Origin of the sequence: Actinomycetospora aurantiaca, from assembly GCF_037401875.1 — a bacterium.
Lineage (GTDB): Bacteria > Actinomycetota > Actinomycetes > Mycobacteriales > Pseudonocardiaceae > Actinomycetospora > Actinomycetospora aurantiaca.
Genome location: NZ_JBBEGN010000001.1, coordinates 309,100 through 334,129 on the forward strand (window position 1 = coordinate 309,100; position 25,030 = coordinate 334,129).

The window sequence follows — 25,030 nt, forward strand, 5'->3', positions numbered from 1 at the left end:
GTTACCCCTCAAGCCTTTTCGTGCCCGTGCGAAGCCCGCTGACTAGTTCCCCTGTAACCTGACGAAGGCGACGTGATATGAAAGGAAGGGCCACCACTAGACTTATCAACGGCCCAAAGATACTGGCCTGGGCGGCGAGGGAGATTGCGGCGAGCAGTAATGTAGTAATCAGAAGGGAAGGGAGGGGCAGGATCCTCCAGAAGAGAACCACGCCCGCTGCCAACGCTATCGAGGCAAATCCCTCAGCTACTGCGACACCGTACGTTCCAAAGGAGACGATAGAAGGAGCAGCTCCGATCGCGAGAACCACAAGGTATCCAAGAGTCATCCAAAAGACTGGAAGAGTCTTGTCCAGAGCGAGAAGCGCGCTTTGGTGCAGTCTGCTCAATGAGAGTACGAGATAGGTGGGTATCAGTACGGGAAGCAGCTCGGCGACCGGGGTCCACTCCGCGCCGAACAGTAGAGGCAAGAGGTGAGGCCCGACCCATGCTAAGAGGAGAAGAGGAGGTGCTAGCGCTAGGAGTTGAGCTACAACTGCCTTGTCTAGGCTCCTCGCCAAGCGGCCAGTATCGTCTCGCAATCTCCCGAAGACGGCGGTTGACAGGCGGTAAAGCACTTGCTTAGCAAATGACGCCTGTTCAAGCAGACGAATGCATAACGAGTAATAGCCAGCGGCCGACGCACCTCCGTAACGTGCCACGAGCACCTGGAGTACAAGACTGCGCCCGTTCTCCACCACAGAACTGAGTGTGGCTGCGAAACCAAAGCGGAAAGCTTCTTTGGCGATTTTCTTGTCCCACAAGGGCATAGCCGCGTTCGGCACTTTGAGAACGAAGATCAGAGTCAATGCGCTCTGTTGCACTGCTAGCGCGACAATCAAGGACGTTAGTCCAAAGCTCATCGTAGCCAAGATTACTGCGACTACGTAAAATAGGCCTTGGCACAGCATCTCAATAAGTCCGACACTCTTGAAGTCAAGGCGGCGCTCTAGTAGCGATAGGGCAGGTTGACCTATCCCGGTGATCAGCAAGAGGGGCGCTAAGTACCTGAGGGTGCCCTCAAGGTCAGGAATGTTGGCCAAGTCGGCGATTGCCGGAGCCGCGAGGTAAAGAGCAAGGGCGCCCAGAGACGAGAGGCCGAGGATGGCCGTGAGTGCAACGCGTGCGGCTCCCATATCATCATCTGAAGTGCCGCGTCGCACTAACCAAACGTCAAGGTTCAGTTCAGTCAGATTCTGTAATGTGAACCAGATTGCGAAGGCTGTGCCGTACGTGCCGTAAGCCTCGGGGCCGATGAGTCGAGCAACGACCAGCAAGCCCAGCCCGCTAATTACGATGCCAAAGACCAGTCTTGTTGCCAACCATCGCGAGCCTGCGAAGGCGCGGTCCCGTAGATTCGGCTCTGTCGACCCAGGCGTACTATCGTTATGATCTTCCGAGGAAGCGTTACTGCTGCCCGCCACCATCAATCAGCCCTCGCCGCGGCGGCCGAGGCCGACCGCTGTGAGTCCGGCGCGGCGCAGGGTGGCCGGGTCGACGACGTTGCGGGTGTCCACCACGATCGGGCGCTTCATCGCCGACGCGATCACCGACCAGTCCAGGGTGCGGAACATCGGCCACTCGGTCAGCACCAGCACCGCCTCCGCGCCCTGCGCCGCCGACACCGCGTCCGCCGCCAGCGCCACCCCCTCGATCTCGGTCGGCGGCGCCGCACCGTCCTTGCCGTCCACGAACGCCGGGTCGAACCCCACCAGCTCCGCCCCCGCCTGCCGCAGCAACGCCGCGATCGCCAACGCCGGCGAGTCCCGCAGGTCGTCGGTCCCGGCCTTGAACGTCAACCCCAGCAACGCCAGCCGCACCCGCGACAACGACCCGGTCCGCTTCCCGGTCACCGCCAGGCGCACCTTGTCCACGATCCGCTGCCGCTGCCGGGTGTTCGTGTCGATCGTCGCGCGCAACAACCGGAACTCGAAGTCCGCCGAATCCGCCACCTGCAGCAACGCGTGCGTGTCCTTCGGCAGACACGACCCGCCCCACCCCGGACCCGGCGACAGGAACGCCTGCCCGATCCGCCGGTCGTAACCGATTCCCTCGGTCACGTCCCCGATGTCCGCCCCGACCCGCTCGCACAGCTCGGCCATCGCGTTCACGTACGACAGCTTCATCGCCAGGAAACAGTTCGCCGCGTACTTCATCAGCTCCGCCGACGCCGCATCGGTCAGCACCGTCGGCGCCCCCAGACGCGCGTACAGCGCCGCCACCCGCTCCGCCGCGTCCTGGTTGTCCGACCCCACCACGATCCGGTCCGGCCCCAGGAAGTCCTTGACCGCCGACCCCTCCCGCAGGAACTCCGGGTTCGACACCACCGCCACGTCCGAGCGCGACACCCGGTCCGGCTCCGCCGCGCTGCGCGTCCAGTCCAGCAGCTCCGCGGTCCGCGCCGCCGTCCCCACCGGCACCGTCGACTTGTTCACCACCACCGTGCCCGGCGCCAGCTCCGCGCCGACCTCCTCGATCACCGACTCCACCGCGCGCAGGTCGGCCACCCCACCGGCACCCATCGGCGTCGGCACGCACAGGAACAGCACCTCCGCCGCCCGACCGTCCTCGAACGAGCCCAGCGCCACCCCCGCGCCGACCACGAACGACAACCGCCCCGCCGACGTCTGCTCCGAGACCAGCTCCGCCAGCCCCGGCTCCACGATGTCCACCACACCCCGACGCAGGCGCTCCACCTTCGCCTCGTCGATGTCGGCACACACCACCTCGTGACCCAACGACGCCAGACACGCCCCCGTCGTCAACCCGACGTAGCCCGTCCCCACCACCATGACCCGCCGTGCGAACATCACCCGACCCCCCGCTGGTGACCTGCCTAGTGGAAGCGTCACACATCGACGTCGTGGCACCGCAGCCGGGTCACGATAGTGTCACGCTCAAGGTCGCCGCGTCCCTCAATTGAGTGTCCGGCTCACGCAGCGGGGCTGTACCCGCATGCACGACACGGAGAGGGACGAGCGGCGGATGTCCTGCGTCGCGTCGCGCCGTGCGAACGCGCCGAGCTTCCGACTCGCGCGCGTCCTGCGGCGTACCCCAGCGTCAGGCCAGCAAAGAGCACGAAGAACTTCGAATCGCGAAGTAGGTAACGACGCCACAGCCGGCGAAAGTCGGTCGCGAGGCGGTAAGCAGCCTCTGTGCCTGTTGCCTGAAAGAAGCGCGGCGCCCGCGTCTGATAGCCTGACAGGAAGTCGATGGTGGCGCCAGCGCCAACAAGAACCGCGCCCGGCAGCTCATTCCGGTGCTGGTCAATCCACAGCTCTTGCTTGGGAGCGCCAAGGCAGACGATCACAACATCCGGCTGGAAGGCGACCAATCCACTTACCAGGCGCTGATCCTCCTCGTCGCCTATCTCGAAACCCATTCTAGGGCTGTCGACGAAGACTTCCCCTAGTTCGGAGTGCTCTCGGCGGAGGTTCGCAGCCGCCATGACGCCGCGTCCAGGCGCGCCGCCGACGAGTGCGATCCGCAGTCCGTCCCTCTCCGCTTGCTCAACAAGCGCGCCGGTCAGCGCCACGCCCGTGACGCGTCGTGCCTCCGCGGTGCCGGTCAGCTTGGTCAGCAGGGCCAACGGGGCTCCGTCGATCGTCACTACATCCGCACGCTCGTAAGCGTCGCGGAAACGCTGCTCCTTGTTCATGAGCATGAGGTGATCGACATTGCAGGTGAAGACGCTCGTCCCTACCGCCCGCCCGCGCGCACGGCGGAGAATCCGAATGGCGGCATCAGTAACGGAGTCGAACACCTGCAGATTGATATCCATCAGATGGTGGTACGCGCGGGCTTCCCCTTCAATGCGAGCCTGGAGATCGATCTCCGGTCGACGCGCCTTGCGCTGCTCCGGGATGACAGTCTGCGGAAGGTCGTCGTGCAGGGTCTTCGTCATGTCAGTCTTCTCCCCCAGCAAGAATCTGTGCACGAATATGGAAGTGCGGCTTAGTACGCGCCGCGACCGCGCGTCACGGCGCCGACGGTCTTCCAGAGAATGTTCATGTCGAGGGCCGGCGACCAGTTCTCGACGTAGCGCAGGTCGAGCCGGACCGACTCGTCCCAGGTGAGGTCCGAGCGGCCGCTGACCTGCCAGAGGCCGGTCATCCCCGGGCGGACCAGGAGCTTGCGGCGAGCGTCGGTCTCGTAGTGCGCCACCTCGCGGGCGAGCGGCGGGCGGGGCCCGACCAGGGACATCGAGCCGCCGAGCACGTTGAACAGCTGCGGGAGCTCGTCGAGCGAGAGCCGGCGCAGCGTCGAGCCGACCGCGGTGATGCGCGGGTCGCGCTTCATCTTGAACAGCGGGCCGGCGGCCTCGTTGTCGGCCGCGAGCTGCGCCACCATCCGGTCGGCGTCCACGACCATCGAGCGGAACTTGACCATCCGGAAGTGCCGGCCGTTGAGGCCGACGCGCTCCTGGCGGTAGAAGACCGGGCCACCGTCACGCTTGATGAGCACCGCGATCGTCAGGAAGACCGGAGCGAGGACGAGGAGGAGGGCCGCAGCGCCGAGGCGGTCGATGCCCGCCTTGACCGCGCGGGTCACGCCGTCGAAGCGGGGCTCGGTGAGGCGCAGCATCGGGAGTCCGTCGACCGGGGCGACGTGCAGCCGCGGGCCGCCGATCTCCATGAGGCCCGGGTCGACCACCAGGTCGACGCCGGTGCCCTCGAGCTCCCAGGCCAGAGCCTGGAGCCGCTTCGGGGTCCAGCCGGGCGTCGGGGCCACGGCGACCACGTCGATGCCGAGCTCGGCGACCTGGCGGGCGACGCCGTCGAGGTCCCCGACCACGGGGACCCCGGCCACGGTGGCGGCACCGTCGGGGGCCTCACCGGTCGAGGTGCAGGCGGCGACGACCGTCCAGCCGTGGTGCGGGACCCGCAGGGTCCGGGCGACGAGGTCGGTGATGCCCTGCTCGGTGCCGATCACGAGGACGGAGGACATGCAGAGGTCCTCGCGGCGCGCGGTGTGCAGCACGCGGCGGATGAGGTAACGGCCACCGAGAAGCGCGAGCCCGGTGGCCGGCAGGACGCCGATCACCCAGGGGCGCAGGTCGTTCGCCTTGGCCATGTAGCCGATGAAGGCCAGGACCAGGGAGGCGCCGACGAAGGCGCGGACGATGCGGTTGAACTCCTCGGCGCCCTGGCCGATCACCTGCGAGTCCCAGCAGCGCATGGCGGCCATGAGTGTCAGCACGACGCCTGCACCGATGCAGCTGGACACCGCGGCGGCCTGGAGGTCCCAGGAGCGGGTGGCGACGCCGAGGGCGGTCGCGAGAGCGGCGACCCCGAGGACGAGGCCCAGGTCGGAGGCGACGACCGCGCGCAGCAGAACTGCACGCCAGGTGTGGGTGGGCGCCGGTCCCCCAACCGGAGCGCCCTGCGCCGACCGTAGCGCCGGGATGACCGCCTGCTGGCGGTTCCCTGCGGTCCCGATGTCCGTGCTCACTTCGAGTGACCCCCCATAGTCACGGACGGTGGTTCCCCGGTGCGCGGTGAGGGCACTTCCCCGTACCCCCGGCCGCACCTCGGACCCGCCGACGCGGTTGATGTGCGCTTGATCCCGCTATCGCCACGTACCGGTGGGGCCGTTACTCGCGCTCGACATTGCGTACGGCGTGTCGGACCAACACGCCGATGCGCTATGACGTGAGACGGTGCTCACACAGCCATTCGAGTGAGTCACAACTCGAACGGACGGCACACAGCGTTGCGTCCCCCGACGAACGCGAACCATGACCGGGAGGTCTTTCGAGCCGCTTTCAGCCACGTGACGAGCTCATGACGTCGTCGCCCGATCGTGGAGTCGATCCGGCTACGCATCGTCAAGCCGACACGCCGTCGACACCGACAGCTCGTTCCGTCTTGCGCGCCACCTCGGTTCGCGCGAGCCCTCCGCTGACCTGGCCCGCCGCGCGGCGCCGCACCCCTTCGTCGACAAGGTGATGCAGATTTCCTCCTACGACCCGGAGTCACGAACTCCGACGAGGACTCACGCTCCGCGACCCGACGCGTCCGGAGCGTTTCTCGGCATTCGGACAGGAGCCGATCGTCACGGAATCGTGAGCCGACGGGCGGCAATTTCTCCTATCCTGTCCAGAACGAGTCGGCCGGGGGCGTGGGTGAAATTCGTCGTGGGAGCGACCGTGCTGGTCGGGCTCGCCTGGGTGGCGGCGCCGTGGGTCGCGATGGCGTGCCGCGGGACGTGCGACCAGCAGGCGCTCGAAGCGGTCCGCGCTCCGGTGATCCCCCGGCCACGGCGGGCTCCGGATGACCGAATCCCCAGGTCGGACGACGTACGGAGGGCCAGTCATGAGCACATCTGAGGCCGACGGGCTCGTCGCGCGCGTCCGGGAGATGGTCGAGCGGGAACTCGGCATCGACGTCGAGAGCCCGGACACCGACCTCGTCGAGAACGGCCTCGTCGATTCTCTGGCACTGGTGACGCTGATGGTCGCCCTGGAAGCCGAGTTCGGCGTCGTCCTGGATCTCGACGAGTTCGATCCGGAGGATTTCCGGACGATAGCGGCGATGGCCTCCTACGCCCGTCAGCAGAACTCGCCCTCGAGCCTCGTGACATAGGCACCGTTGCCGGTCAGCGCTGTCGTCAGGCGCGGGTCACGGCTGTGCGCGAGGGCCCACGGCCCGAGCGACACCGTGGCGCCGAGGGCCTCGAGCGCGCTCATGAGCTCCGGCTGCAGCCGGCCCACGGTCCTCGGGCTGCCGCCCGCCTCCCGGAGGTCGGTGACGAGGTGCGCCAGCACCGGGCCGGCCGCCCCTGCCGCCGCGCGCAGCGCGAGCACGCCGTTGTACCCGGCCGGGTTGGCGTAGACCGCGTACCAGCCGCGAACCCGCCCGCGGGGGTCGACCACGACCCTCCGGAGCAGCTCCCCCCGGTAGTGCGCCGACTCCAGGAAGCCCATCAGCCAGGACATCGACCCGGCGTCGTACCGCGGCTGCCAGTCGTAGGGGCGCGCGGACTCCTCGACCCGCGCGAGCATCTCCTCGTCGTCGGCGGGGCGGGTCCCCCACCCGTCGGTCGTGGAGACGGTGGGCGCGTCGAGGGTCCACGAGACGCTCGTCGTGGGCAGGACGACCGTGCCGGGCGTCCCCTCCCAGACCCGCCGCGACAGCGCGTTCGAGTTCTCCACCACGGACACGTCCTGGGGTCCCCGCACGAACCGCATGTGCAGGGCCGCCGCGGCCATCCCGGCGCGGGAGTCGGCGTGGTCGACCATGAACCGCACCGAGGTCGCGACGCGGACCGGCCGGCCCTCGAACACCGCCGGCCGGGGCACCACGGCGACGAAGCCGAGCACGTCGCCGTCGGCCTCGTAGACCAGCGACGGCAGCTCGTCGTCGACCCAGGGGTGCGTGAAGAGGGTCTTGCCGTAGAACGCCTCGAGGTAGGCCGAGAACTCCGGGGACGGCGCGGCCCCGTGCAGCATGCTGCGCTCGTGCAGGGCGACGACCTGCGCGGCGTCACCCGGCTCGTAGGGTCGGATCCCGCCCATCGCGGCCGTCCTCTCGCTGGATCGCGTCGTCCAGGGGCTGCCTCGGCCCGGGGAAGCCCGGGTTCACCCCACCGGCACCGACCACTCCGCTCGGGCGGACGACCCGCCCCGCCGTGCGCACGAGGATGCGCAGGTCGAGCGCCACCGACCGGTGCTCGATGTACCAGAGGTCCAGCTCGATGCGCTCCGGCCAGCTCAGCGAGTTCCGCCCGTTCACCTGGGCCCAGCCGGTGATGCCGGGGAGCACCGCGAGCCGGCCGCGCTCGTGCGCCGAGTACCGGGCGACCTGCTCGGGCAGCGTCGGCCGCGGGCCGATGAAGGTCATCTCCCCCACGAGGATGTTCCAGAGCTGCGGGATTTCGTCGAGGCTCGACCAGCGCAGGAAGCGGCCCAGGCGCGACTGGCGCTCGGCGTCCGGCTCGTCAGGGAGGCGAGGTGGCCGCATCGTCCGGAACTTCACGATGTCGAACTCCCGCCCGGCGAGGCCGGAGCGCCGCTGCCGGAACAGCACGGGGCGGCCGGAGTCCAGGAGGACGAGGCCCGCGACGACGAGGCCGATCGGCGCGGCCACGAGCGCCAGGACGAGGACGACGACGACGTCGACGGTGCGTCGGATCCGGGACGTCCGGCTCGGGGCGGTCGTCATGTGCCGGCCACCTCCAGGATCTTCCGGACGGCCTCGACGAGGTCCTCGACGTCGTCGTCGGCCAGGGTCGGGTGGACGGGCAGGACGAAGGAGGTCCGGCCGAGCTCGGCGCCGACCGGGGTCGGGCTCCGCGGCTGCCACGCGGCGGGGAAGGCCCGCTCGCGGTGGATCTCGGTGCAGCCGCCGTGGGCGCACGGCAGCCCCTCGGCGAGCACGGAGGCGACGATGCGGTCGCGGTCCCATCCCGGCCGCAGGAGCTCCGGGCGCACGTGGACCCAGAAGCGGTACCAGGCGTGCTCGACGTGCAGCGGCGGGGCGGGCAGACGCAGGGCCGGGATGTCGCCCAGCCCCGCGATCAGCGCCGTGGCGTGCCGGCGACGGCGGGCCACCCAGTCGTCGACCTTCGTGAGTTGACGACGGCCGACGGCGGCCTGGACCTCGGTCAGGCGCGCGTTCGTCCCGAAGCTGTCGTGCAGCCAGCGGAAGCCCGGTCGCGGGTCCGGCTCGGTGACCGACACCCAGCTCTTACCGTGGTCCTTGCGTTCCCAGCATGCCCGCCAGACATCGGGGGCGTTCGTGGTGACCGCCCCGCCCTCCCCCGCCGTCGTCAGGATCTTGTCCTGGCAGAACGACCACGCCGCGGCGTGGCCGAGGCTCCCGACCGGCCGCCCGTCGATCCGGGCGCCGTGGGCCTGGGCGCAGTCCTCGAGGACGCGCACGCCGTGTCGGTCCGCCACGGCGCGGATGGCGGCCACGTCGACCGGCCAGCCGGCCATGTGCACGACGACGACGGCGCTCGTCCGGCTCGTGACGGCCCGGCTCACGAGTTCGGCCGTGAGGCACTGGGACACCGGCTCGACGTCGACCACCACCGGCACCGCCCCGACGGCGACGACGGCGCTCGCGGTGGCGATGAACGTGGCCGTCGGGACGATCACCTCGTCACCGGGCTGCACCCCGAGCGCGCGCAGCGCGAGCTCGAGGGCCACCGTCCCGTTGCTCACGGCGACCGCGTGCTCGACCTCGACCCACCGGGCGAACTCGGCCTCGAAGCGCCGGCCCTGATCGCCGGTCCAGTAGTTCGCCCGCCCGGAGGCGAGGACCTCGGTCGTCGCGGCGATCTCGTCCGGGCCGAACACGGGCCAGGCCGGCACCGGGGTGCGACGGATCGGCGTGCCGCCGGCCGCGGCGAGCTGCCGGTGCAGTGTCGGGCCGCTCACGGCTTCGCCATGATCGTCCGGGGGACGGGCCGGATCGGTGCGAAGAGGGCGGCCGCGCCCACGCGCGGGCTCGGAGCGGTCGGATCGGCCGTGTCCGCCCGATCTGCCCGGTCCTCCCGGCCGCCGCCGAGCGCGGCCAGCGCCGCGGCGGGTCCGGCGCCCACGGCCGCGACCTCCGCCACCTCGGCGGCCAGCTCGGGGACCGGGACCGCGGTGATCGCGGGGTGGCACCGTTCGCGACGGTCCTCCCCCTCCGCCTCACCGAAGAGGTCCTCCCGGAGCTTCTCGCCCTTGCGCAGGCCGGTGTAGACGACCGGGACGTCCGTCCCGAGCGTCTGCATCAACTGCCGCGCGAGCTCCACGATCCGCACCTGCCGGCCCATGTCCAGGACGTGCACCTGCCCGGGCCGGCCGAGCGCCCCGGCCTGGAGCACGAGCTGCACGGCCTCCTGGACGGTCATGAAGTACCGCCGGACCTCCGGGTGCGTGATCGTGACCGGGGCGCCGGCCGCGAGCTGTTCCACGAAGGTCGTGACCACCGACCCCCGGCTGCCCAGGACGTTGCCGAAGCGCACCGACAGGTACGGCAGACCGCACTCGCGCGCGGTCGCCGCGACCAGGCGCTCCCCGATGCGCTTCGACTTCCCGAGGACGCTCGTCGGGTCGGCGGCCTTGTCGGTGGAGATGTTGACGAACCGGTGCACGCCGCAGCCGACCGACGTCCGCAGCACGTTGACGGTCCCGAGAACGTTGCTCTTCCACGCCTCGTCGGGGTACTGCTCGAGCATCGGCAGGTGTTTGAGCGCGGCGGCGTGGAAGACGATCTCCGGGCGTCGTTGCGCGAAGATGTCGTCCAGGGCCTCGGCGTCGCGGATGTCGGCCAGGATGACGTCCGGGGAATCGAGCAACGCGCGCCCGTAGATCGAGAGCTGCAGGGCGTGCAGGGCCGATTCGTCGCGGTCGAGCATGAGGAGCTCGGCCGGATCGAATCGCGCGATCTGCCGGCACAGCTCGGACCCGATGGACCCGCCGGCGCCAGTCACCAGAACGCGGCGGCCGGTGATGCAGGGCGAGACGACGGAGACGTCGGTCTCGACGGGATGCCGCCCCAACAGTTCGTTGATGTCGATCTCCCGCAGGTCGGCGACGCCGACACTCGGCGTGAGCCGCTCCCCGAGCGGAGACAGGATCTTCACCTGGATCCCGATCTCCGCGGCGGCCGCACGCGTGCGTCGCACCAATTCTCGCTCAGGATTCCTGATGGCGATGACGAGCAGTTCCGCACCCGTGCAGCGGGCCACGGGAGCGAGGTCCGCGCCCGATCCGAGGACGGGCACGCCGCAGATCCGCTGGCGCCGCAGGCCGGGGTCGTCGTCGAGCAGGGCGATGGCCCGCAGGCCGCCCTCGGTGTCGCCCATCATCGAGCGGACGAGCTGCGCCCCCGTGCGCCCGGCCCCGTAGACGAGGACGCGCAGGGCCGAGTCGGGGTCGGGGCGGGAGATCGCATCCCGGCGCGCCCGGACCGCGAGACGCAACCCACCTGCGACGACGAGCGTGACCACCGCGGCCATCGCCGGCACGGAGCGCGGCACCACGGGGATGTCGGGCAGGAGGCCGACGACGCTGACGAGAGTGCCCGTCGAGAGGACGACGGCGCCGAGCTGCACGGCCTCCTGGGCCGAGCCCTGCGGGTGACGGCGGAGGTAGAGGTGCGAGGCCGAGCCGATGAGGTACTGCACGGCGCCGGCGAGCAACGCCATGACGAATGCCCCGATCACGGAGCCGATCGCGGGGCGCCAGTCATATCTGGCAGCCACTGACAATTGCATCCCGACGACCCACGCGAGCAGGTCCGCGCTCGGCCACACGAGTCGACCACGATGTCGACCGAGAACCGCCATCTTGACCCCCGGACCATGGACATTCGATCAACCTGCCGCGCCGGGAATCCTCGGCGCGATCCCCCGGCTCCCATGCGTCCCCCGACGGCGCGATCGAAGTTCTACTCTCACTCGATCGTGTCGTCCACCTTTCGGGTCTACGACTCCGATTCGTGACCGATCGACTGCAGCGTGGGGCCGAACGGCAGAAAATCATGGTCTGGACAGTTCCACGAGATCTCGGACGTGGCCGAACCATTGACACGGAGCGTCATGGTCGACTTCCATGGTCCGGGTCAACGCCGACACCTCGGAATCGATCTTCGCGCCGCGGGGAGAACAAGATCGAATGGCCGCCGACGATTCTTTCCGTCGGTCTCCGGACGAATGGCGACGGGTGATCACCGAGGGGGGACCGTGTCATTGAAGGACATTGCACTCGCCGCGCGCCGCCGGTGGGTCGCAGTGCTCGCCCTGGCCCTGATCGGCACGGTCCTGGGCCTCGCCGCCGGGATGTCCTCCCCGCCCCAGTACTCGGCGCGCACGTTCGTCTACGTCTCCGGGCAGCCCACCGACGACGGCTCGGCCTACGAGGGCTCCCTGCTCGCCGAGCAGAAGGCCCGGGCGTACTCCGAGATCGTCTCCTCGGGGTCGTTCCCGTCGCGGGTCGCCGCCGCGGCGGGCGGTGACCCGAACCAGATCGCCGGCCAGGTGTCCGTGTCGACGCAGTCGGACTCCTCGCTGATCGAGGTCGTCGCCACCGACCCGTCCCCGGAGCGGGCGGCCGCCCTGGCCGACGCGAGCGGGGCCGCCGTCGTGGACCTGGTCGGCGCCCTGGAACGCCCGACGCCCGACCGGCCGGGCACCGTCACGGCGACGCTCGTCGAACCGGCGATCGTCCCGCAGGGGCCGTCCAGTACGGACCCGGAGACCTACGTCCTCCTCGGCCTCGTCCTCGGCCTCGTCGCGGGCCTCGGCGTGGCCGTCCTCTGGTCCGCGCTCGACACCACCGTGCGCGACTCGTCGGCGCTCGCCGGGCTGACCGACGGGCCCGTGCTGGGGGTCGTCCCGCGCGATCCCGGCGGTGGGAACCTCGTCGGGAACCCCGATCGCCTGTCCGTGGTGGCCGAGGCGTTCCGGCAGATCCGGACGAGCCTGGGCTTCGTGGCGCTCACCCGGAAGCTCCACACCGTGATGGTGACCAGCGCGGTGGAGGGCGAGGGGAAGTCGACCACGGCGGCCGGGCTGGCGCTGGTCCTCGCCCAGCAGGGGCGCCGGGTGCTCGTCGTCGACGCCGACCTGCGCCGCCCGCACCTCACCGAGCTGTTCGGGCTGCCCGGCGAGGTCGGGCTGACGAACGTGCTCCTCGGCCAGCTCTCCCTCGAGCACGCCGTGCAGCCGGGGGCGGACGGCCAGGTGTCCGTGCTGGGCCGGGGCCCGGAGCCGCCCAACCCGGCCGACCTGCTCACCTCGCCCGCCTTCGGCACGTTCCTCGAGCGGCTCGCGACGCAGTACGACGTCGTCGTGCTCGACACGCCCCCGCTGCTCCCGGTCGCCGACGCGGCGATCATGGCGCAGCGCTGCGACGGCGTGGTGCTCGTGGTGCGCTCGCAGAAGACGTCGGGCCGGCTCGTGACGGAGGCCGTCCAGCGGCTGCGGGACGCGTCCGCCACGTGCGTGGGCAGCGTGCTGACGATGGTCCGGGCCGACGTCGAGAAGTACCGGTACTACAAGCCGTCCACCGAGAAGGCGGCGGCCGCTCCGACGTCGGAGGTGGTCGACGACCCGCCGACGGTCCAGGCTGATCGGCCGCTGCCGCGTGAGGTGCCCGAGCTCGCCACGACGACGTCGGAGTTGTTCGTCGAGCGCTACCGCCCGCGCCCGCGGCCGATGCCGAGTCCCCGGCCCGCGCCGGACGCCGAGACCGAGTCGCCATCGGAATCGGAATCGGAGTCGGCCTCGGAGTCGGTGGCCGAGGTGGAGTCGGCTGCCGAGGTGGAGCCGACCGGGTCGACGGACGAGGCGGAGGCGACGAGCGAGCCGCAGGTCGAGGAGGCGACGTCGGAGGAGCGGTCCGAGGAGGCGGACGGATCCATCGACGAAGCCGGGTCGGCATCGGACGCCGAGTCGCGCCCGCCCGTCACGGCGCGGGCGTCCTCGTGGCCGTGACGTCGCGGTCGCCCGTGGCCGCCGAGGAGACGCCGCCGGACCGGGGGCCGACCCCGAGCAGCCGCGCGCTCCTGACGTCCGGGTTGGCGGCGAACGGCACCGCACTGGGTCTCTCAGCCCTCGTCGTCGCGCTCACCGCCCTGGTCCTCGGGGCGGAGGGTCGCGGTCAGATCGCGGTGGCGACCGTCATCGCCTCGTACACGGTGGTCGCGGTCGGGCTCAGCCTGGAGTCCGGGATCCTGCACTTCGGTCGCTCCCCCGACGTCGGGTCGAGCCGCCGGTTCCGTCGGCGGGTCGCGCTGCTGGTCCTCGCGACCTTCGCGGCGGCCGTGGCCGTGCTCGCCGTGGCCGCGGTCCTCGCCGTTCGACCGTCCCTGCCGGTCGCGGTGATCGCCGTGTTCGCGATCGGGTACGCGGCGCCGATCGTCGTGGTCCCGGCCACCGCCTTCGACCGTCTCGACGGCCGCCACCACGCCGCGACCTGGCGTCCGGTGTGGGTGCTGGTCGCCCAGCAGCTGGGCGGTGGTGCGGGCCTGCTCGTCGCGGCGGACGTCACCGGGTTCCTGCTCGGGGGCGGCCTCGCCGGCCTCGGCGCGACCGCCCTGACGCTGTTCCTGCACCGGCGCGGCACCACGCTCGCGGCCGGAGGCGACAGCGCGACGCTGCCCGGCGACCGGGAGCTGATCTCGTACTCGGTGGCCGGCCACGGCGGGGTCGTCCTGCACCTGTTCGCCCTGCGAGCGCCGCTGATCGTGCTGTCGGCGGTCGTCGGGGCGAGTGCGGCCGGGCAGTTCTCCATCGCCACGTCGCTGGCGGAGATCTCGCTGATCGTGAGCCAGAGCCAGTTGGGACGGGTGCTCGCCGCCGCGACGGCGGCACCGTCGGACTTCACGGTCCTGCGTCGCGAGCTCTTGCTGGGCGCCGTGCTCTGCGCGCTCCTGGGATGTGGGCTCGCCGTCGTCGCCCGTCTCGCGCCGGTGTTCCTCGGCCCCGAGTTCTCCGGGGTGTTCTGGCCGACCGTCGTCCTGCTGCCCGGGATGGTGGCGCTCGGTGCGTGGCGGCTCGCGACCAACGACCTGGCGGCCCGTGGCCGGCCCGGCGCCCGGACGGTCTCCGCCGCGGTCGGCGCGATCGTGGTCGCCGGCGGACTCGCGGTCCTCGTCGCGCCCTTCGGCCTCCTCGGCGCCGCGGCCGCGGCGAGCGTCGGCTTCGCCGTGATGGCGCTCGTCCTCCGGCTCCTCCTGCTCCGTGCCCGTCCGACCGAGGAGATCGCGTGATGCCGCCTCCCCCACTGCCCTGCCCGGCGCGTGTCGTCGTCCTCGCCGGTGGTCGCGGTACCCGCCTGCGGCCCTACACCGCGGTCCTCCCGAAGCCCCTGATGCCGGTGGGCGACCGCCCGATCCTCGACATCATCCTGCGCCAGCTCCACCGCCACGGGTTCCGCGACGTGACCATCGCGACCGGGCACCTGGCCCAGCTGGTCGAGACGTTCTTCGGCGACGGCTCCGAGGTCGGGCTGCGGCTGGGCTACCACCGCGAGACCGAACCCCTCGGCACCGTCGGAGCCCTGGCGACCGTCCCCGGCCTCGGGGACGGCCCGTTCCTCGTCATGAACGGCGACGTCCTCACCGACCTGGACTACGCCGAGCTGCTCACCGAGCACGTCCGCTCCGGCGCCGCCGCGACGATCGCGGTCGCGCGCCGCACGGTGCAGATCTCGCTGGGTGTCATGCATTTCGACGACCACGCCGACGACTCGCGCGTGACCGACTACGTGGAGAAGCCCACGCTCGAGTACGAGGCCTCGATGGGCGTCTACTGCTTCTCCCCGCAGGTCCTCTCCCACCTCTCCCCCGGCGCCTACCTCGACTTCCCGGACCTGGTCCTGCGTCTGATCAAGAGCGGGGAGACCGTCCGGGCCTGGCGCCCGGGCGCCTACTGGCTCGACATCGGCCGCCACGACGACTACGAGCAGGCGCACGCCGAGTTCGAGCAGATGCGCCACCGGCTGCTCCCGGACGACCTGGTCGTCTCATGAGCGAGGGGGACGGCGTGACGACGCTCGTGACCGGCGGGGCCGGCTACATCGGCATCCCGCTCTGCGAGGAACTGCAGGAGTCCGGCCGGAGGGTGCGGGTCCTCGACGCCCTGCTGCACGGCCAGGACGACCTGGCGGCGGCGCTGCGGGAGCGCGGCGTGGACGTGCTGGTCGGGGACGTCCGCGACCCGGAGGCACGCGCGACGGCGCTGGCCGGGGTCGACGAGGTCGTCCACCTGGCGGCCATCGTCGGCGACCCCGCCTGCGCCGTGGACCCCGAGGGGTCGCGGGAGGTCAACGTCGAGGGCTCGCTCGCCCTCGTCCGCGAGGCGGAGGCCGCCGGGGTGCGCCGGTTCGTCTTCGCCTCGACGTGCTCGAACTACGGGCGCATGGCCGACCCGAGCGTTCCGATCACCGAGGACGGCGAGCTCGCCCCGGTCTCGCGCTACGCGGAGCAGAAGGTGGCCGTGGAGGAGCACCTGCTGCACGCCGACCTCGGCTCACTCGCCCCGACGTGCGTCCGCTTCGCGACGGTGTACGGCGTGGCGCCCCGGATGCGCTTCGACCTGACCGTCAACGAGTTCACCCGCGACCTGTGGAGCGGGCGTCGGCTCGACGTGTTCGGCGAACAGTTCTGGCGGCCCTACGTGCACGTCCGCGACGCCGCGCGCGGGGTGCGCCTCGTCCTGGACCAGCCGGTGGAGACGGTCGGCGGGCGGGTGTTCAACGTCGGCCACTCCGACGAGAACTACCGCAAGCTCGACATCGTCGAGGCGATCCGCAAGACCGTGACGGGCGGCGAGGTCGAGTACGTCTCGCGGACCGAGGACCCCCGGGACTACAAGGTGTCGTTCGAACGCATCCACCGTGAGCTCGGGTACGTCACGACGATGACGGTGCCGGACGGCGTCACCGAGGTGGTGGCCGCGCTCGACGAGGGCCGGTTCGCCGACCCGTACGCACGCCGCCACCGCAACACCGACCGATGACCACCACCGAGCTCGCCGTCCCGCTGTTCGACCTGCGGCTGACCGATGCCGACCTGGCCGCGGTCGCGGGAGCGCTGCGGGACGGCGAGCTCGGGGCGGGCCCGCGGGTCGGGGCCTTCGAGGAGCGGTTCGCCGCCCACCTCGGGGCGCGGCACGCCGTCGCCGTGTCGTCGTGCACCGCGGCCCTGCACCTCGCCTACCTCGCCGCCGGCGTCGGCCCGGGCGACGAGGTGATCGTCCCGTCGATCACGTTCGCCGCGACCGCGAACGCCGCGCTGTACTGCGGCGCGACCCCGGTGTTCGCCGACATCGTCGGACTGCACGTCCCGCAGATCGACCCCGAGCACGTCGAGACGCTGATCGGACCGCGGACCCGGGCCGTCTGTGCCGTGCACTTCGCGGGCTACCCGGCGGCGGTCGACCGGCTGCGCGTGCTGTGCGACCAGCACGGCATCGCGCTGGTCGAGGACACCGCCCATGCTCCCCTCGCCGACCTGAGCGGCCGCCCCCTCGGGACGTTCGGGTCGGCGGGGGCGTTCTCGTTCTTCTCCAACAAGGTCCTCTCCTGCGGCGAGGGCGGCCTGCTGTGCACCGACGACGACGAGATCGCGCGGCGGGCCCGGGCGCTCCGGGCGGCGCCCATGGACGGCGGCACCTTCGACTACCGGTTCGACGGTCCTCGTGCCGCGCTCCTCACGTCCCGCCTCGCGGGCCTCGCGGCGGACGTGGCCGCGCGGCGGGCCCTGGTCCACCGGTACCGGCGGGCGTTCGCCGGGATCGACGGGCTGGGCGTGCCGTTCCGCGACTCCGACGTGGAGCACAGCAGCTGCTACGTCATGCCCGTGGTCGTCGACGACCCGTCGCGGCGGGGACCGCTGCGACGCGCCCTGCGGGAGCGGCACGGGGTGCAGACCTCCCTGCTCTACCCGTCGATCCACGAGTTCACCGCCTTCCGGGAGCGGTACGGCGAGCAGCACCTGCCGCGGTCGCAGGCGTGGTCCGACCGCGAGGTGACCGTCCCGCTGTACCCGCACCTCGGCGCCGCCGAGCAGGACCGGGTGATCGAGGCCGTGGCGCAGGAGCTCGCGTGCTGACGCCGACCGAGGACGAGATCGCGGCGGTGGTGGACTGCTACCGCCGCGGCTGGCTGACGCAGGGGCCGGGCGTCCGGGACCTCGAGAGCGCCCTCGGCGGCCTGTTCTCCTGCCATGCCCGGGTCGTCGCCACGCCGACCGCCGCCCTGCACCTGATCCTCCGCGTGCTCGGCGTCGGGTCCGCGGACGAGGTGACGGTGGTGGAGCGTCGTCGCGGGGAGGACCTGCCCTCGCGCCGGGAGCGCCACCGCCCCGTCGTGGAGGAGGTGACCGGGCTGCTCGACGGGCGCCCCGCGGCCCTCGCCGGGGACCTCGCGTACCTGTCGTTCGCGGGCCCGCTCGGGCTCGGCTCGGGCGGCGCGGTGCTCACGGCCTCCGCCGAGCAGGCCGACCTCGTCGCCTCACTGCGCTCGCACGCGATGACGTCCGGGACCTGGGAGCGCCACCACGGGCGCGAGGAGACCTACGACGTCGTCGACCTCGGCTACAACTACCGCTTCGACGAGCCCCGGGCGGTGCTCGCGCTGGCCCGGTTGGCCGCACTCGGCGCACGTGTGGAGACACGATGAGAGGCAGGGGCCACGATCGGGAGTGTGCGAGGCGACGTCACCACCGGCCCGGCACCGCGCCGCCTGCTGTCGAGGCGCGGTCGCGTGGTGGCCGCGGTCGTCCTGGTGGTGGCCGTGGTCCTCGGCGGTGCGCTGGCACTGCGCTACGAGGGCACGTCGAACCCCGGCCGGCTCGACGTGGAGATCGCCTCGGCGCTGAGCGGGTGGCCGGCGTGGTTGCGGGTGGTGGTCGACCTGGGCGACCCGGGGCCGCTGGTCGGTCTGATCCTGGTCGTGGCGCTGGGGGCTGTGATCGCCCGGCGTGGGGTGGTGCTCGCCCTGGTCGCCCCGGTGCTCGCGGTCCTGATCAGCCACAGCATCGCCAAGCCGCTCGTCGGGCGCACCATCGGCGAGGGACTGGCCTATCCGAGCACCCACATGACGGGGGTCGGGGCGGTCCTCACGGTGATCATGGTCCTGATCGCGGCACAACGCAGCTGGCCCCGCGGCGTGCGCCTGGCGGTGCTGCCGGTCCTGCTCCTGATCGCGGCGACGTACGCGGGGACGTTGTCGGCCCTGGCCTTCCACTACCCGACGGACACGATCGGCGGGATCTGCCTCGCCGTCGCCGTCGTGCTGGCCTGCGCCTTCGTCAGCGACGCCGTGTCGACGGGCGTCGCGCGGGTCTCGATGCGGGCTGAGGGGGATCGGGCATGACGACGGACCAGGACGCTGCTGATCGGGCCGACCGGGCCGACGGCGCGCTCGTCGTGTACGCGGTCTCGGTGGCGGCGACGGCGACGAGCCTGCTGCGCGGTCAGGTGGGCGCGATGGTCGCGCACGGCCTCCGCGTGGCCGTGGTCTGCTCCCCCGGCCCCGGCATGGCGGAGTTCGCGCGGGACGAGGGCGTGAAGTACCACCCGCTGCCGATGACGCGGGGGTTGCTCGGGCCGGGTGACGTCGTCTCCTTCGTGCGCGCCGTGCGGCTGCTCCGGCGCCTGCGACCCGCCGTCGTGAACGCCGCGACGCCGAAGGCCGCGTTCGTGATCGGGCTCGCCGCGGCGCTCGCCCGGGTCCCGGTCCGGGTCTACTCGCTGTGGGGCCTGCGGCTCGAGGGGGAACGTCGGGGCAGCTGGCGGTACCGCCTGCTGTGGGCCGCGGAGTGGGTGACGAGCCGGGCGGCGACGGTGGTGCTGTGCGCCGGGCCCGAGCTGCGCGACGAGGCCGTCGCCCTCGGGATCGACGCCGGCCGGCGGTGCGTGGTGCTCGGCGACGGCTCCACGAACGGTGTCGACCTGCGCTACTTCGCGGCGCCGCCGCCGGTGCGCCGGGCCGAGCTGCGTCGGAACCAGGACCTCGACCCGGAGACGGTCGTGTTCGGGTTCATCGGCCGCTCCACCGCGGACAAGGGGGTGGAGGCCCTCGTCGAGGCGTTCGGCCGGATGACGACCGGTCGCCCCCGGCTCCTGGCGCTGATCGGCCCCGCGGACGCGACGGACCCGCTGGCGCCGGCGACGGTGCGGGCGATCGAGGACGATCCACGCATCCGGCACGTCGGCTTCGTCCCGGACCTGCGGACCTGGCTGCACGCCTTCGACGTCCTCGTCCTCCCGACCCGCCGCGAGGGTCTGCCCAACGTCCTGCTCGAGGCCGGGGCCGCGGGCCTGCCCGCGATCACGACGACCGCGACCGGGTGTCGCGACGCGGTCGACGAGGGCACCACGGCCCTCGTCGTGCCCGTCGACGACGCCGCGGCGCTGGCCCGCGCGATGGACCGGCTCGCGGACGACGCGGACCTACGCGGCGCCCTGGGGGCCGCCGGGCGTTCGCTGGTGGAGCAGCGGTTCGACGAGACCGCGGTATGGGCCGCGATCGCGGAGTTCTACGGCCGCGAGCTCGCCGGGATGCCCCGTCGGGCGGCCACGGCATGATGCGCCGTCGCGTGTTCCTGGCCGGCGCGCTGGCCGGCGCCTCGCTCGCCGCCTGCTCGGCCGGTCTGCCGCCCGCCGCGGTGCGTCTGCCCGAGCCGCCGGAGCCGACCGCGGTGCCCGATGCGCTCGACCCTGTGGACTTCGGCGCTGCCGGCGACGGGGAGACCGACGACTCGGCCGCGCTGCAGGAGGCGATCGAGGCGGCCGCCGGAGGGGGCGCCGTCGGGCTCGGCGACCGCCGCTATCTCGTGGGAAACGTCCGGCTGCGCTCGGGCACCCGCATTGTCGGGCCGGGGACGCTCGTCTTCCGGCCGGGTGCGCGGCACGCGCTGACCGTCAATCCGGGCACCGGGGGCACGTCCGACCCGGCGCGCAACGTCCGGGACATTACGATCGACGGCGTCGACTTCGAGGGACGCTCGCGCGAGGGCTTCGCGGAGTACGAGTACCAGATCTGGCTGTCGGCGGTGTCCGACGTGACGATCCGGGCGTGCCGGTTCACGGCGTTCCAGGGCGACGCGATCATGATCGGCTCGGGTGAGCAGGCCGGGGTCGAACGGCACAACCAGCGCCTCCGGATCCTCGACTGCCGCTTCGACGGCGTGAACAAGCAGAACCGGAACGCCGTCAGCATCATCGACGCCGCCCGGGTCGAGATCCGGCGGTGCGGGTTCACCCGGTGCTCGCGCCCCGACATGCCCGGCCCGATCGACATCGAGCCGAACCCGCAGGACCGGACCGCGGTGCTCGCCGACATCGCGATCACCGACAACGTGTTCTCCGACGTCGGGGGCAACGTCGCCGCCGTCAGCCTGGCGATCACCCCGCCGGTGCTGGACCGCCCGTTGTCCGGTCTCGTCGTCCGCGGGAACACCTTCAGCGGCTACCCGCGCTCCGCCGTGCGCCTGGCGTGGGAGAAGCGCAACGCCTCCGGGTCGGACCGGCCGAGCCGGGCGGTCGTGGAGGACAACACGGTGACGGCCGGCGGACTGTACTTCTGCGAGCTCTACGGGCTGCGCGACATCACGGTGCGGCGCAACCGGGTCACGCGGGCCACCAACACCGGCGCGCAGATCGGGCTGCGCGACCGGCGCTGCGTCGATGTCACGATCAGCGACAACGTGTGGACGAACGTGGCCGCCCGCTCCGGGGCGACCGTCGCGGCCGCCGAGTGCGACCGGCTCGTCGTGGACGGCAACCAGGTGGAGGGCCCGCACCCGTCGGTCCTGGTGTCGCTGAGCACCGGCGGCTCCACCTCGGCCCTCACCGTGACCGACAACCGGCTCCCCGACGGGATGGCCGTGGCCGACCTCGAGACCGGGCACGAGACGACGCCGTCCTCGAACGTCGCCCGCGGGAACGGTGCCGCCGCGGTGGACCGGGCGGTGTTCGCCGGGGTCTAGCCGGCCCAGCCGGTCAGCGGTCGGCGGGCGAAGTGCCACCACTGGTGCGCCTCCGTACGGCGGCCGGCGCGGAGATCGCGCAGCGCGCGCCCGAGCATCCCGGCGCGCTGCAGGACGACGAGGACTCCGACCGGGAGGCCGTAGGCCCGCCAGGCGATGCGTTCGCTGGTGACCGCCCACCGCATGATGTCCGTGTCGAGGCCCGCCCGGGCGCTGCCGCTCTCGTGGAAGACCAGGGCCCGCAGCGCGATGCGCAGCGGGATGCCGGCGGCGCGGGCGCGCAGGCTCAGGTCGGCGTCGTCCTGATAGAGGAAGTACCGCTCGTCGAAGCCGCCGAGCCGGTCCCAGGTCGCGCGGGTCGTCATCATCGAGGCGCCGCCGAGGGTCATGCCGCCCGGCACCTCGAGCACCTCGGTGTCCCGGGTGAGCGCGGCGGCCCGGTCGGCGTCGAACCGCCGTCGCCCGAGGCCGGTCCAGCGGTTGGCCGAGGCGGCCACGGAGATGCCCATCTGCAGGCTGTCGTAGGTGTCGGCGGGATCGCGCGAGCCGCGGCGGTCGGTCTGCACCGGCGTGACGAGCGCGCCGTCGGCCGCGGCCCGGGCGACGGCGGCCACCGAGCCCGGCTCGTAGACCACGTCGGGGTTGGAGATCAGCACCAGGTCGCCGTCGGCGGCCGCGATGCCCAGGTTGCAGGCCCAGCCGTAGCCGTGGTTGGCGGACCCGTCGATGACGTGGTCAAGCCCGGGCGGGGGTGCGTTCCGGACCTCGCTCCGCGGGCTCACGTCGACGACCGTCAGCTGGTCCACCTGGTCGCGCAGGGAGCCCAGCGTCGTCCGGAGCCGTGGGACGTCGGAATGGAAGACGACGACCGCCGAGAGCATGGAGGAACCCGCCTTCCGGGTGGAGCCGGTCGTGCTGGTGGACGTGCGCCGCCCCGACGGCGAGGACCGCCACAAAGATCAGGCCCATCTTCATCGTCTCGACGACGGGCTCCGTGGTGGAGAGCAGCAGGCACGTGACCGCCAGGGTGCGGGCGGCGGAGCCGAGCGGCCCGAGCAGGATCCAGCGGACCCCGATCACGAGGAACACGAGCCCGGCGAGCCCGAACTGCACGACGAGGCTCAGCCAGATGTCGTGCACGTAGGTGGCGTCGGTGAACCCGGCGGCCACGAGCTGGTCGCTGATGTGGCCGGCGCCGCTGCCGAGGACCGGGTGCTCGCGGATCGCGTCGAGGGCGATGGCCCAGAGGTCGGTGCGGCCGTTCAGCTCCGTCGTGGCGTTGCCGGCCCGGAACCGGGCGAACACCCCGACGGCGGGCGCGGCCGCGAGGACCACGGCGAGGCCCGCGAGCGCCGCGAGGAACCAGAGGTGGCGGCGGTGCACGACGAGCACGCCGAGGACCACGAGGCCGAGGACGACGGTGCTGGTCCGCGACTCCTGCGGAGCGGCGAGACCGACGAAGACGAGGGCGCCGACGACGTTCGGGATCGGCCGGCCGGTGCCGGAGCTGGCCCGGTGCACGCACGCGACCGCGGCCACCGCGAGCAGCGCGGCGATGTAGTTGCTGGCGCCGAACACCCCGGCCGCCTGCCGGGCGGCGAGGGTCTCGGCGTCGGCCTCCGAGAGCGCCCGGAGGCCGTCCACGCCCGCCACGAGCGCGGTCGACACGAGCGCGACGTGCAGGACGGTCGCAGCGGCCGCGGGGTCGTCGCGGTCGGCACGCCGGCCGCCGACGAGCACGGCGACCAGGCACGTCAGCAGGACGACCTGCTCGAACACGGCGTACTGCCCCGGCCTGCTCTGGGTCGGGTACACGAGCTGGTCGAACAGCACCATGCCGAGCAGGAACAGCGGCGGGATCGCGCGGTGCACCCAGGCGGACAGTCCGCTACCGGCGACCCGCGCGACCACGCCGACGCCCGCCGCAGCCCCGACGTAGAGCGCCATCGGCACGTCCCAGAGGTCCTGGCCGACGTAGAGCGACGCCGCCACCAGCCCGACCAGCGACCAGACGCGGTCGCCGCGGGCCTCTCCCCAGAGCACGAGCAGCGGCGGGATCGCGGCGAGCCAGGGCGCGACCGGGGAGATCGCCCCGACGGCGAGCGCCGCCGACGTCCCGCCGGCCAGGACGACCGTCGGCGTCAGCGCGCGTCCGGCATCTGCACGGCCCACCGGGACCACCTCCGCTCCAGCTCGTCGGCGCGGAACCGGTCGGCCGTCAGGAGGTTCCGGCGGGCCATGGCGTCGCGGTGCTCGGGATCGTAGAGCAGGGTCCGGAGCCCGCGGACGAGTGCGTCCTCGTCGCGTGGCAAGACCACGCACGACGGGTCCAGCAGTTCGGACACCCCGCCCAGGTCGGTGGCCACGGCGGGCAGTCCCCGCGCCATCGCCTCGACGAGCGCGCGCGGCAGCCCCTCCCCCGCACGCGACGGGAGGACGAAGACGTCGGCCTCGTCGAGCACCGCCCGGAGGCTCGACGAGTCGTTGACGACGCCCGCCATCCGGACTACGTCCCTCAGCCCGAGCTCGTCCCGCAGCGCCCGGAGGTCGTCGTGCAGGCGGCCGCCGCCGACGATGGTCGCCGCGACGTCGAGCCCGGACGCGCGCAGGCGGGCGATCGCGCGCAGGAGGACGTCGTGGCCCTTGTGCGGCTGGTCCTGGTGCCCGACCGTGACGAGCCTGCTCGTCGTCGAGGCCGTCCTCGGGGCGTCAGCGAACTCCTCGGGCGCCAGCCGGATGTCGGAGACCCCGACCGACGGCGTCCCTGCCGCCGGTGGGTAGAGCCGCTGCAGAGCCTCACGGGTGACGTAGGCGGTGGCGGCGGCGCCGCGGACCGTCCACCGGGTGTGCGCGCCCACGAGCCGCGCGAGCACGCGTCCTCGGCGTCCGGCCAGGAGCGTCTGCAGGACGGCGACGGGCTCCCCCACGACCTCGGCGGCATACCGACGCCGCGTCACCCGGCAGATCGTGGCCGCGAGGCCGCCGATCGGGCCCGGGAGGTGCACGACGACCCGCTCCGCGCCCAGCACCGACCGCACGAGCGCCGGGAGGAGACGCGGGAGTGCCCGCACGAGGCCGCGCTCTCCGACGTAGTTCGGGAGCGGCCGGACCGCGGTCGGCGTACCGACGCCGACCTCACAGGGCCCGAGGTCCCCCCGTGCGACGACGTCGACCTCGAAGCCGGCACGGCGGAACCGGTCGAGACCCGCCGCCTCGGCGCGGTGCAGGGCACGCCACCGGCCGTCGGGTCCCCGACCGAACCGGGCCTCCGAGAACACCGTGACCCGGCGGGCGCCGACGAGTCCGGTCACGGCTCGAGCCCGTTCTTGCCGATCGGCGCCCGGGGGGACTCACGCGTCACCCGCCGTTGCACGGGAATGGTGACATCGACCGGAGACGGATCGATTTGGTCCTCGCGGACGGACCTGCGGATCAGTTCCAGGATTCGGGAAGCGCGAACCAGGGCCGGAATGGCAGCAGCTGCCAACAACAGCACCACCCCGATCGCCGTCATGCCGTCCCCCACCGAGTGACAGGACGCCGCTGACCTGCCACTCG

22 protein-coding genes are annotated in these 25,030 nt (G+C 72.1%); 10 read left to right on the forward strand and 12 right to left on the reverse strand.

Annotated features, from left to right (window positions below; genetic code table 11):
* Window position 1: 1 nt before the first annotated feature.
* The 4 genes from WCD74_RS01425 to WCD74_RS01440 all read right to left on the reverse strand — a co-directional run bounded on the left by WCD74_RS01425 (window position 2) and on the right by WCD74_RS01440 (window position 5,489).
* Window positions 2-1,360, reverse strand: a complete 1,359-nt coding sequence (locus WCD74_RS01425; protein WP_337693029.1) for an oligosaccharide flippase family protein — start codon at window positions 1,358-1,360, stop codon at window positions 2-4.
* 108 nt (window positions 1,361-1,468) lie between these two features.
* Window positions 1,469-2,848, reverse strand: coding sequence for a UDP-glucose dehydrogenase family protein (locus WCD74_RS01430; RefSeq protein ID WP_337693030.1), 1,380 nt, complete (start codon window positions 2,846-2,848; stop codon window positions 1,469-1,471).
* Window positions 2,849-2,970: 122 nt separating this feature from the next.
* Complete coding sequence (locus tag WCD74_RS01435; RefSeq protein ID WP_337693031.1) at window positions 2,971-3,942, reverse strand: WecB/TagA/CpsF family glycosyltransferase; 972 nt, start codon at window positions 3,940-3,942, stop codon at window positions 2,971-2,973.
* 50 nt (window positions 3,943-3,992) lie between these two features.
* Entirely contained in the window at window positions 3,993-5,489 is a 1,497-nt protein-coding gene (locus WCD74_RS01440) for a sugar transferase (protein ID WP_337693032.1), read from the reverse strand.
* A gap of 821 nt (window positions 5,490-6,310) precedes the next feature.
* Between WCD74_RS01440 and WCD74_RS01445 the strand changes: the two genes are divergently transcribed.
* Window positions 6,311-6,622: an acyl carrier protein gene (locus WCD74_RS01445; protein ID WP_337693033.1), complete on the forward strand. Its 312-nt coding sequence runs from the start codon at window positions 6,311-6,313 to the stop codon at window positions 6,620-6,622.
* Here WCD74_RS01445 and WCD74_RS01450 read toward each other — a convergent pair.
* From WCD74_RS01450 to WCD74_RS01465, 4 genes are read right to left on the reverse strand one after another with little or no spacing between them, the layout of a single operon-like run.
* Window positions 6,589-7,554: a GNAT family N-acetyltransferase gene (locus tag WCD74_RS01450; RefSeq protein ID WP_337693034.1), complete on the reverse strand. Its 966-nt coding sequence runs from the start codon at window positions 7,552-7,554 to the stop codon at window positions 6,589-6,591. The genes WCD74_RS01445 and WCD74_RS01450 overlap by 34 nt on opposite strands.
* Window positions 7,523-8,200 carry a sugar transferase gene (locus WCD74_RS01455; RefSeq protein ID WP_337693035.1) on the reverse strand — a complete coding sequence of 226 codons (678 nt, stop codon included), beginning with the start codon at window positions 8,198-8,200 and terminating at the stop codon, window positions 7,523-7,525. Before WCD74_RS01455 ends, WCD74_RS01450 begins: the two co-directional genes overlap by 32 nt.
* On the reverse strand, window positions 8,197-9,420 hold the full coding sequence (locus WCD74_RS01460) for a DegT/DnrJ/EryC1/StrS family aminotransferase (RefSeq protein WP_337693036.1): 1,224 nt from the start codon (window positions 9,418-9,420) through the stop codon (window positions 8,197-8,199). The genes WCD74_RS01455 and WCD74_RS01460 overlap by 4 nt, the downstream gene beginning before the upstream one ends.
* Window positions 9,417-11,198 (reverse strand): polysaccharide biosynthesis protein, encoded by a 1,782-nt coding sequence (locus tag WCD74_RS01465; protein ID WP_337693037.1) that lies wholly within the window; start codon window positions 11,196-11,198, stop codon window positions 9,417-9,419. Before WCD74_RS01465 ends, WCD74_RS01460 begins: the two co-directional genes overlap by 4 nt.
* A 519-nt stretch (window positions 11,199-11,717) precedes the next feature.
* Between WCD74_RS01465 and WCD74_RS01470 the strand changes: the two genes are divergently transcribed.
* The 9 genes from WCD74_RS01470 to WCD74_RS01510 are packed head-to-tail and all read left to right on the forward strand — an operon-like array spanning window position 11,718 to window position 21,472.
* Complete coding sequence (locus tag WCD74_RS01470; RefSeq protein ID WP_337693038.1) at window positions 11,718-13,469, forward strand: tyrosine-protein kinase domain-containing protein; 1,752 nt, start codon at window positions 11,718-11,720, stop codon at window positions 13,467-13,469.
* The gene (locus tag WCD74_RS01475; RefSeq protein WP_337693039.1) at window positions 13,466-14,746 is read left to right on the forward strand and encodes a lipopolysaccharide biosynthesis protein; all 1,281 of its coding nucleotides are present in this window, start codon (window positions 13,466-13,468) and stop codon (window positions 14,744-14,746) included. The genes WCD74_RS01470 and WCD74_RS01475 overlap by 4 nt, the downstream gene beginning before the upstream one ends.
* Window positions 14,746-15,507, forward strand: a complete 762-nt coding sequence (locus tag WCD74_RS01480) for a sugar phosphate nucleotidyltransferase (RefSeq protein ID WP_337693040.1) — start codon at window positions 14,746-14,748, stop codon at window positions 15,505-15,507. Before WCD74_RS01475 ends, WCD74_RS01480 begins: the two co-directional genes overlap by 1 nt.
* Complete coding sequence (locus WCD74_RS01485; protein WP_337693041.1) at window positions 15,504-16,496, forward strand: NAD-dependent epimerase/dehydratase family protein; 993 nt, start codon at window positions 15,504-15,506, stop codon at window positions 16,494-16,496. The genes WCD74_RS01480 and WCD74_RS01485 overlap by 4 nt, the downstream gene beginning before the upstream one ends.
* Complete coding sequence (locus tag WCD74_RS01490; RefSeq protein WP_337693042.1) at window positions 16,493-17,590, forward strand: DegT/DnrJ/EryC1/StrS family aminotransferase; 1,098 nt, start codon at window positions 16,493-16,495, stop codon at window positions 17,588-17,590. The genes WCD74_RS01485 and WCD74_RS01490 overlap by 4 nt, the downstream gene beginning before the upstream one ends.
* Window positions 17,584-18,159, forward strand: coding sequence for a DegT/DnrJ/EryC1/StrS family aminotransferase (locus WCD74_RS01495; RefSeq protein ID WP_337693043.1), 576 nt, complete (start codon window positions 17,584-17,586; stop codon window positions 18,157-18,159). The genes WCD74_RS01490 and WCD74_RS01495 overlap by 7 nt, the downstream gene beginning before the upstream one ends.
* Before the next feature lie 24 nt (window positions 18,160-18,183).
* A complete protein-coding gene (locus WCD74_RS01500) occupies window positions 18,184-18,855 on the forward strand; it encodes a phosphatase PAP2 family protein (RefSeq protein ID WP_337693044.1) in 672 nt (223 codons plus the stop codon).
* A complete protein-coding gene (locus tag WCD74_RS01505) occupies window positions 18,852-20,069 on the forward strand; it encodes a glycosyltransferase (protein ID WP_337693045.1) in 1,218 nt (405 codons plus the stop codon). The genes WCD74_RS01500 and WCD74_RS01505 overlap by 4 nt, the downstream gene beginning before the upstream one ends.
* 11 nt (window positions 20,070-20,080) lie before the next feature.
* Window positions 20,081-21,472, forward strand: a complete 1,392-nt coding sequence (locus WCD74_RS01510; RefSeq protein WP_337693046.1) for a right-handed parallel beta-helix repeat-containing protein — start codon at window positions 20,081-20,083, stop codon at window positions 21,470-21,472.
* Here WCD74_RS01510 and WCD74_RS01515 read toward each other — a convergent pair.
* Genes WCD74_RS01515 through WCD74_RS01530 form a run of 4 tightly spaced genes read right to left on the reverse strand, consistent with a single transcriptional unit; the run spans window position 21,469 to window position 24,986 of the window.
* Entirely contained in the window at window positions 21,469-22,299 is an 831-nt protein-coding gene (locus WCD74_RS01515) for a glycosyltransferase (RefSeq protein WP_337693627.1), read from the reverse strand. The genes WCD74_RS01510 and WCD74_RS01515 overlap by 4 nt on opposite strands.
* Window positions 22,208-23,644 carry an O-antigen ligase family protein gene (locus WCD74_RS01520; protein WP_337693047.1) on the reverse strand — a complete coding sequence of 479 codons (1,437 nt, stop codon included), beginning with the start codon at window positions 23,642-23,644 and terminating at the stop codon, window positions 22,208-22,210. Before WCD74_RS01520 ends, WCD74_RS01515 begins: the two co-directional genes overlap by 92 nt.
* A complete protein-coding gene (locus WCD74_RS01525; RefSeq protein ID WP_337693048.1) occupies window positions 23,614-24,783 on the reverse strand; it encodes a glycosyltransferase family 4 protein in 1,170 nt (389 codons plus the stop codon). Before WCD74_RS01525 ends, WCD74_RS01520 begins: the two co-directional genes overlap by 31 nt.
* The gene (locus WCD74_RS01530; protein WP_337693049.1) at window positions 24,780-24,986 is read right to left on the reverse strand and encodes a hypothetical protein; all 207 of its coding nucleotides are present in this window, start codon (window positions 24,984-24,986) and stop codon (window positions 24,780-24,782) included. The genes WCD74_RS01525 and WCD74_RS01530 overlap by 4 nt, the downstream gene beginning before the upstream one ends.
* Window positions 24,987-25,030: the final 44 nt, after the last annotated feature.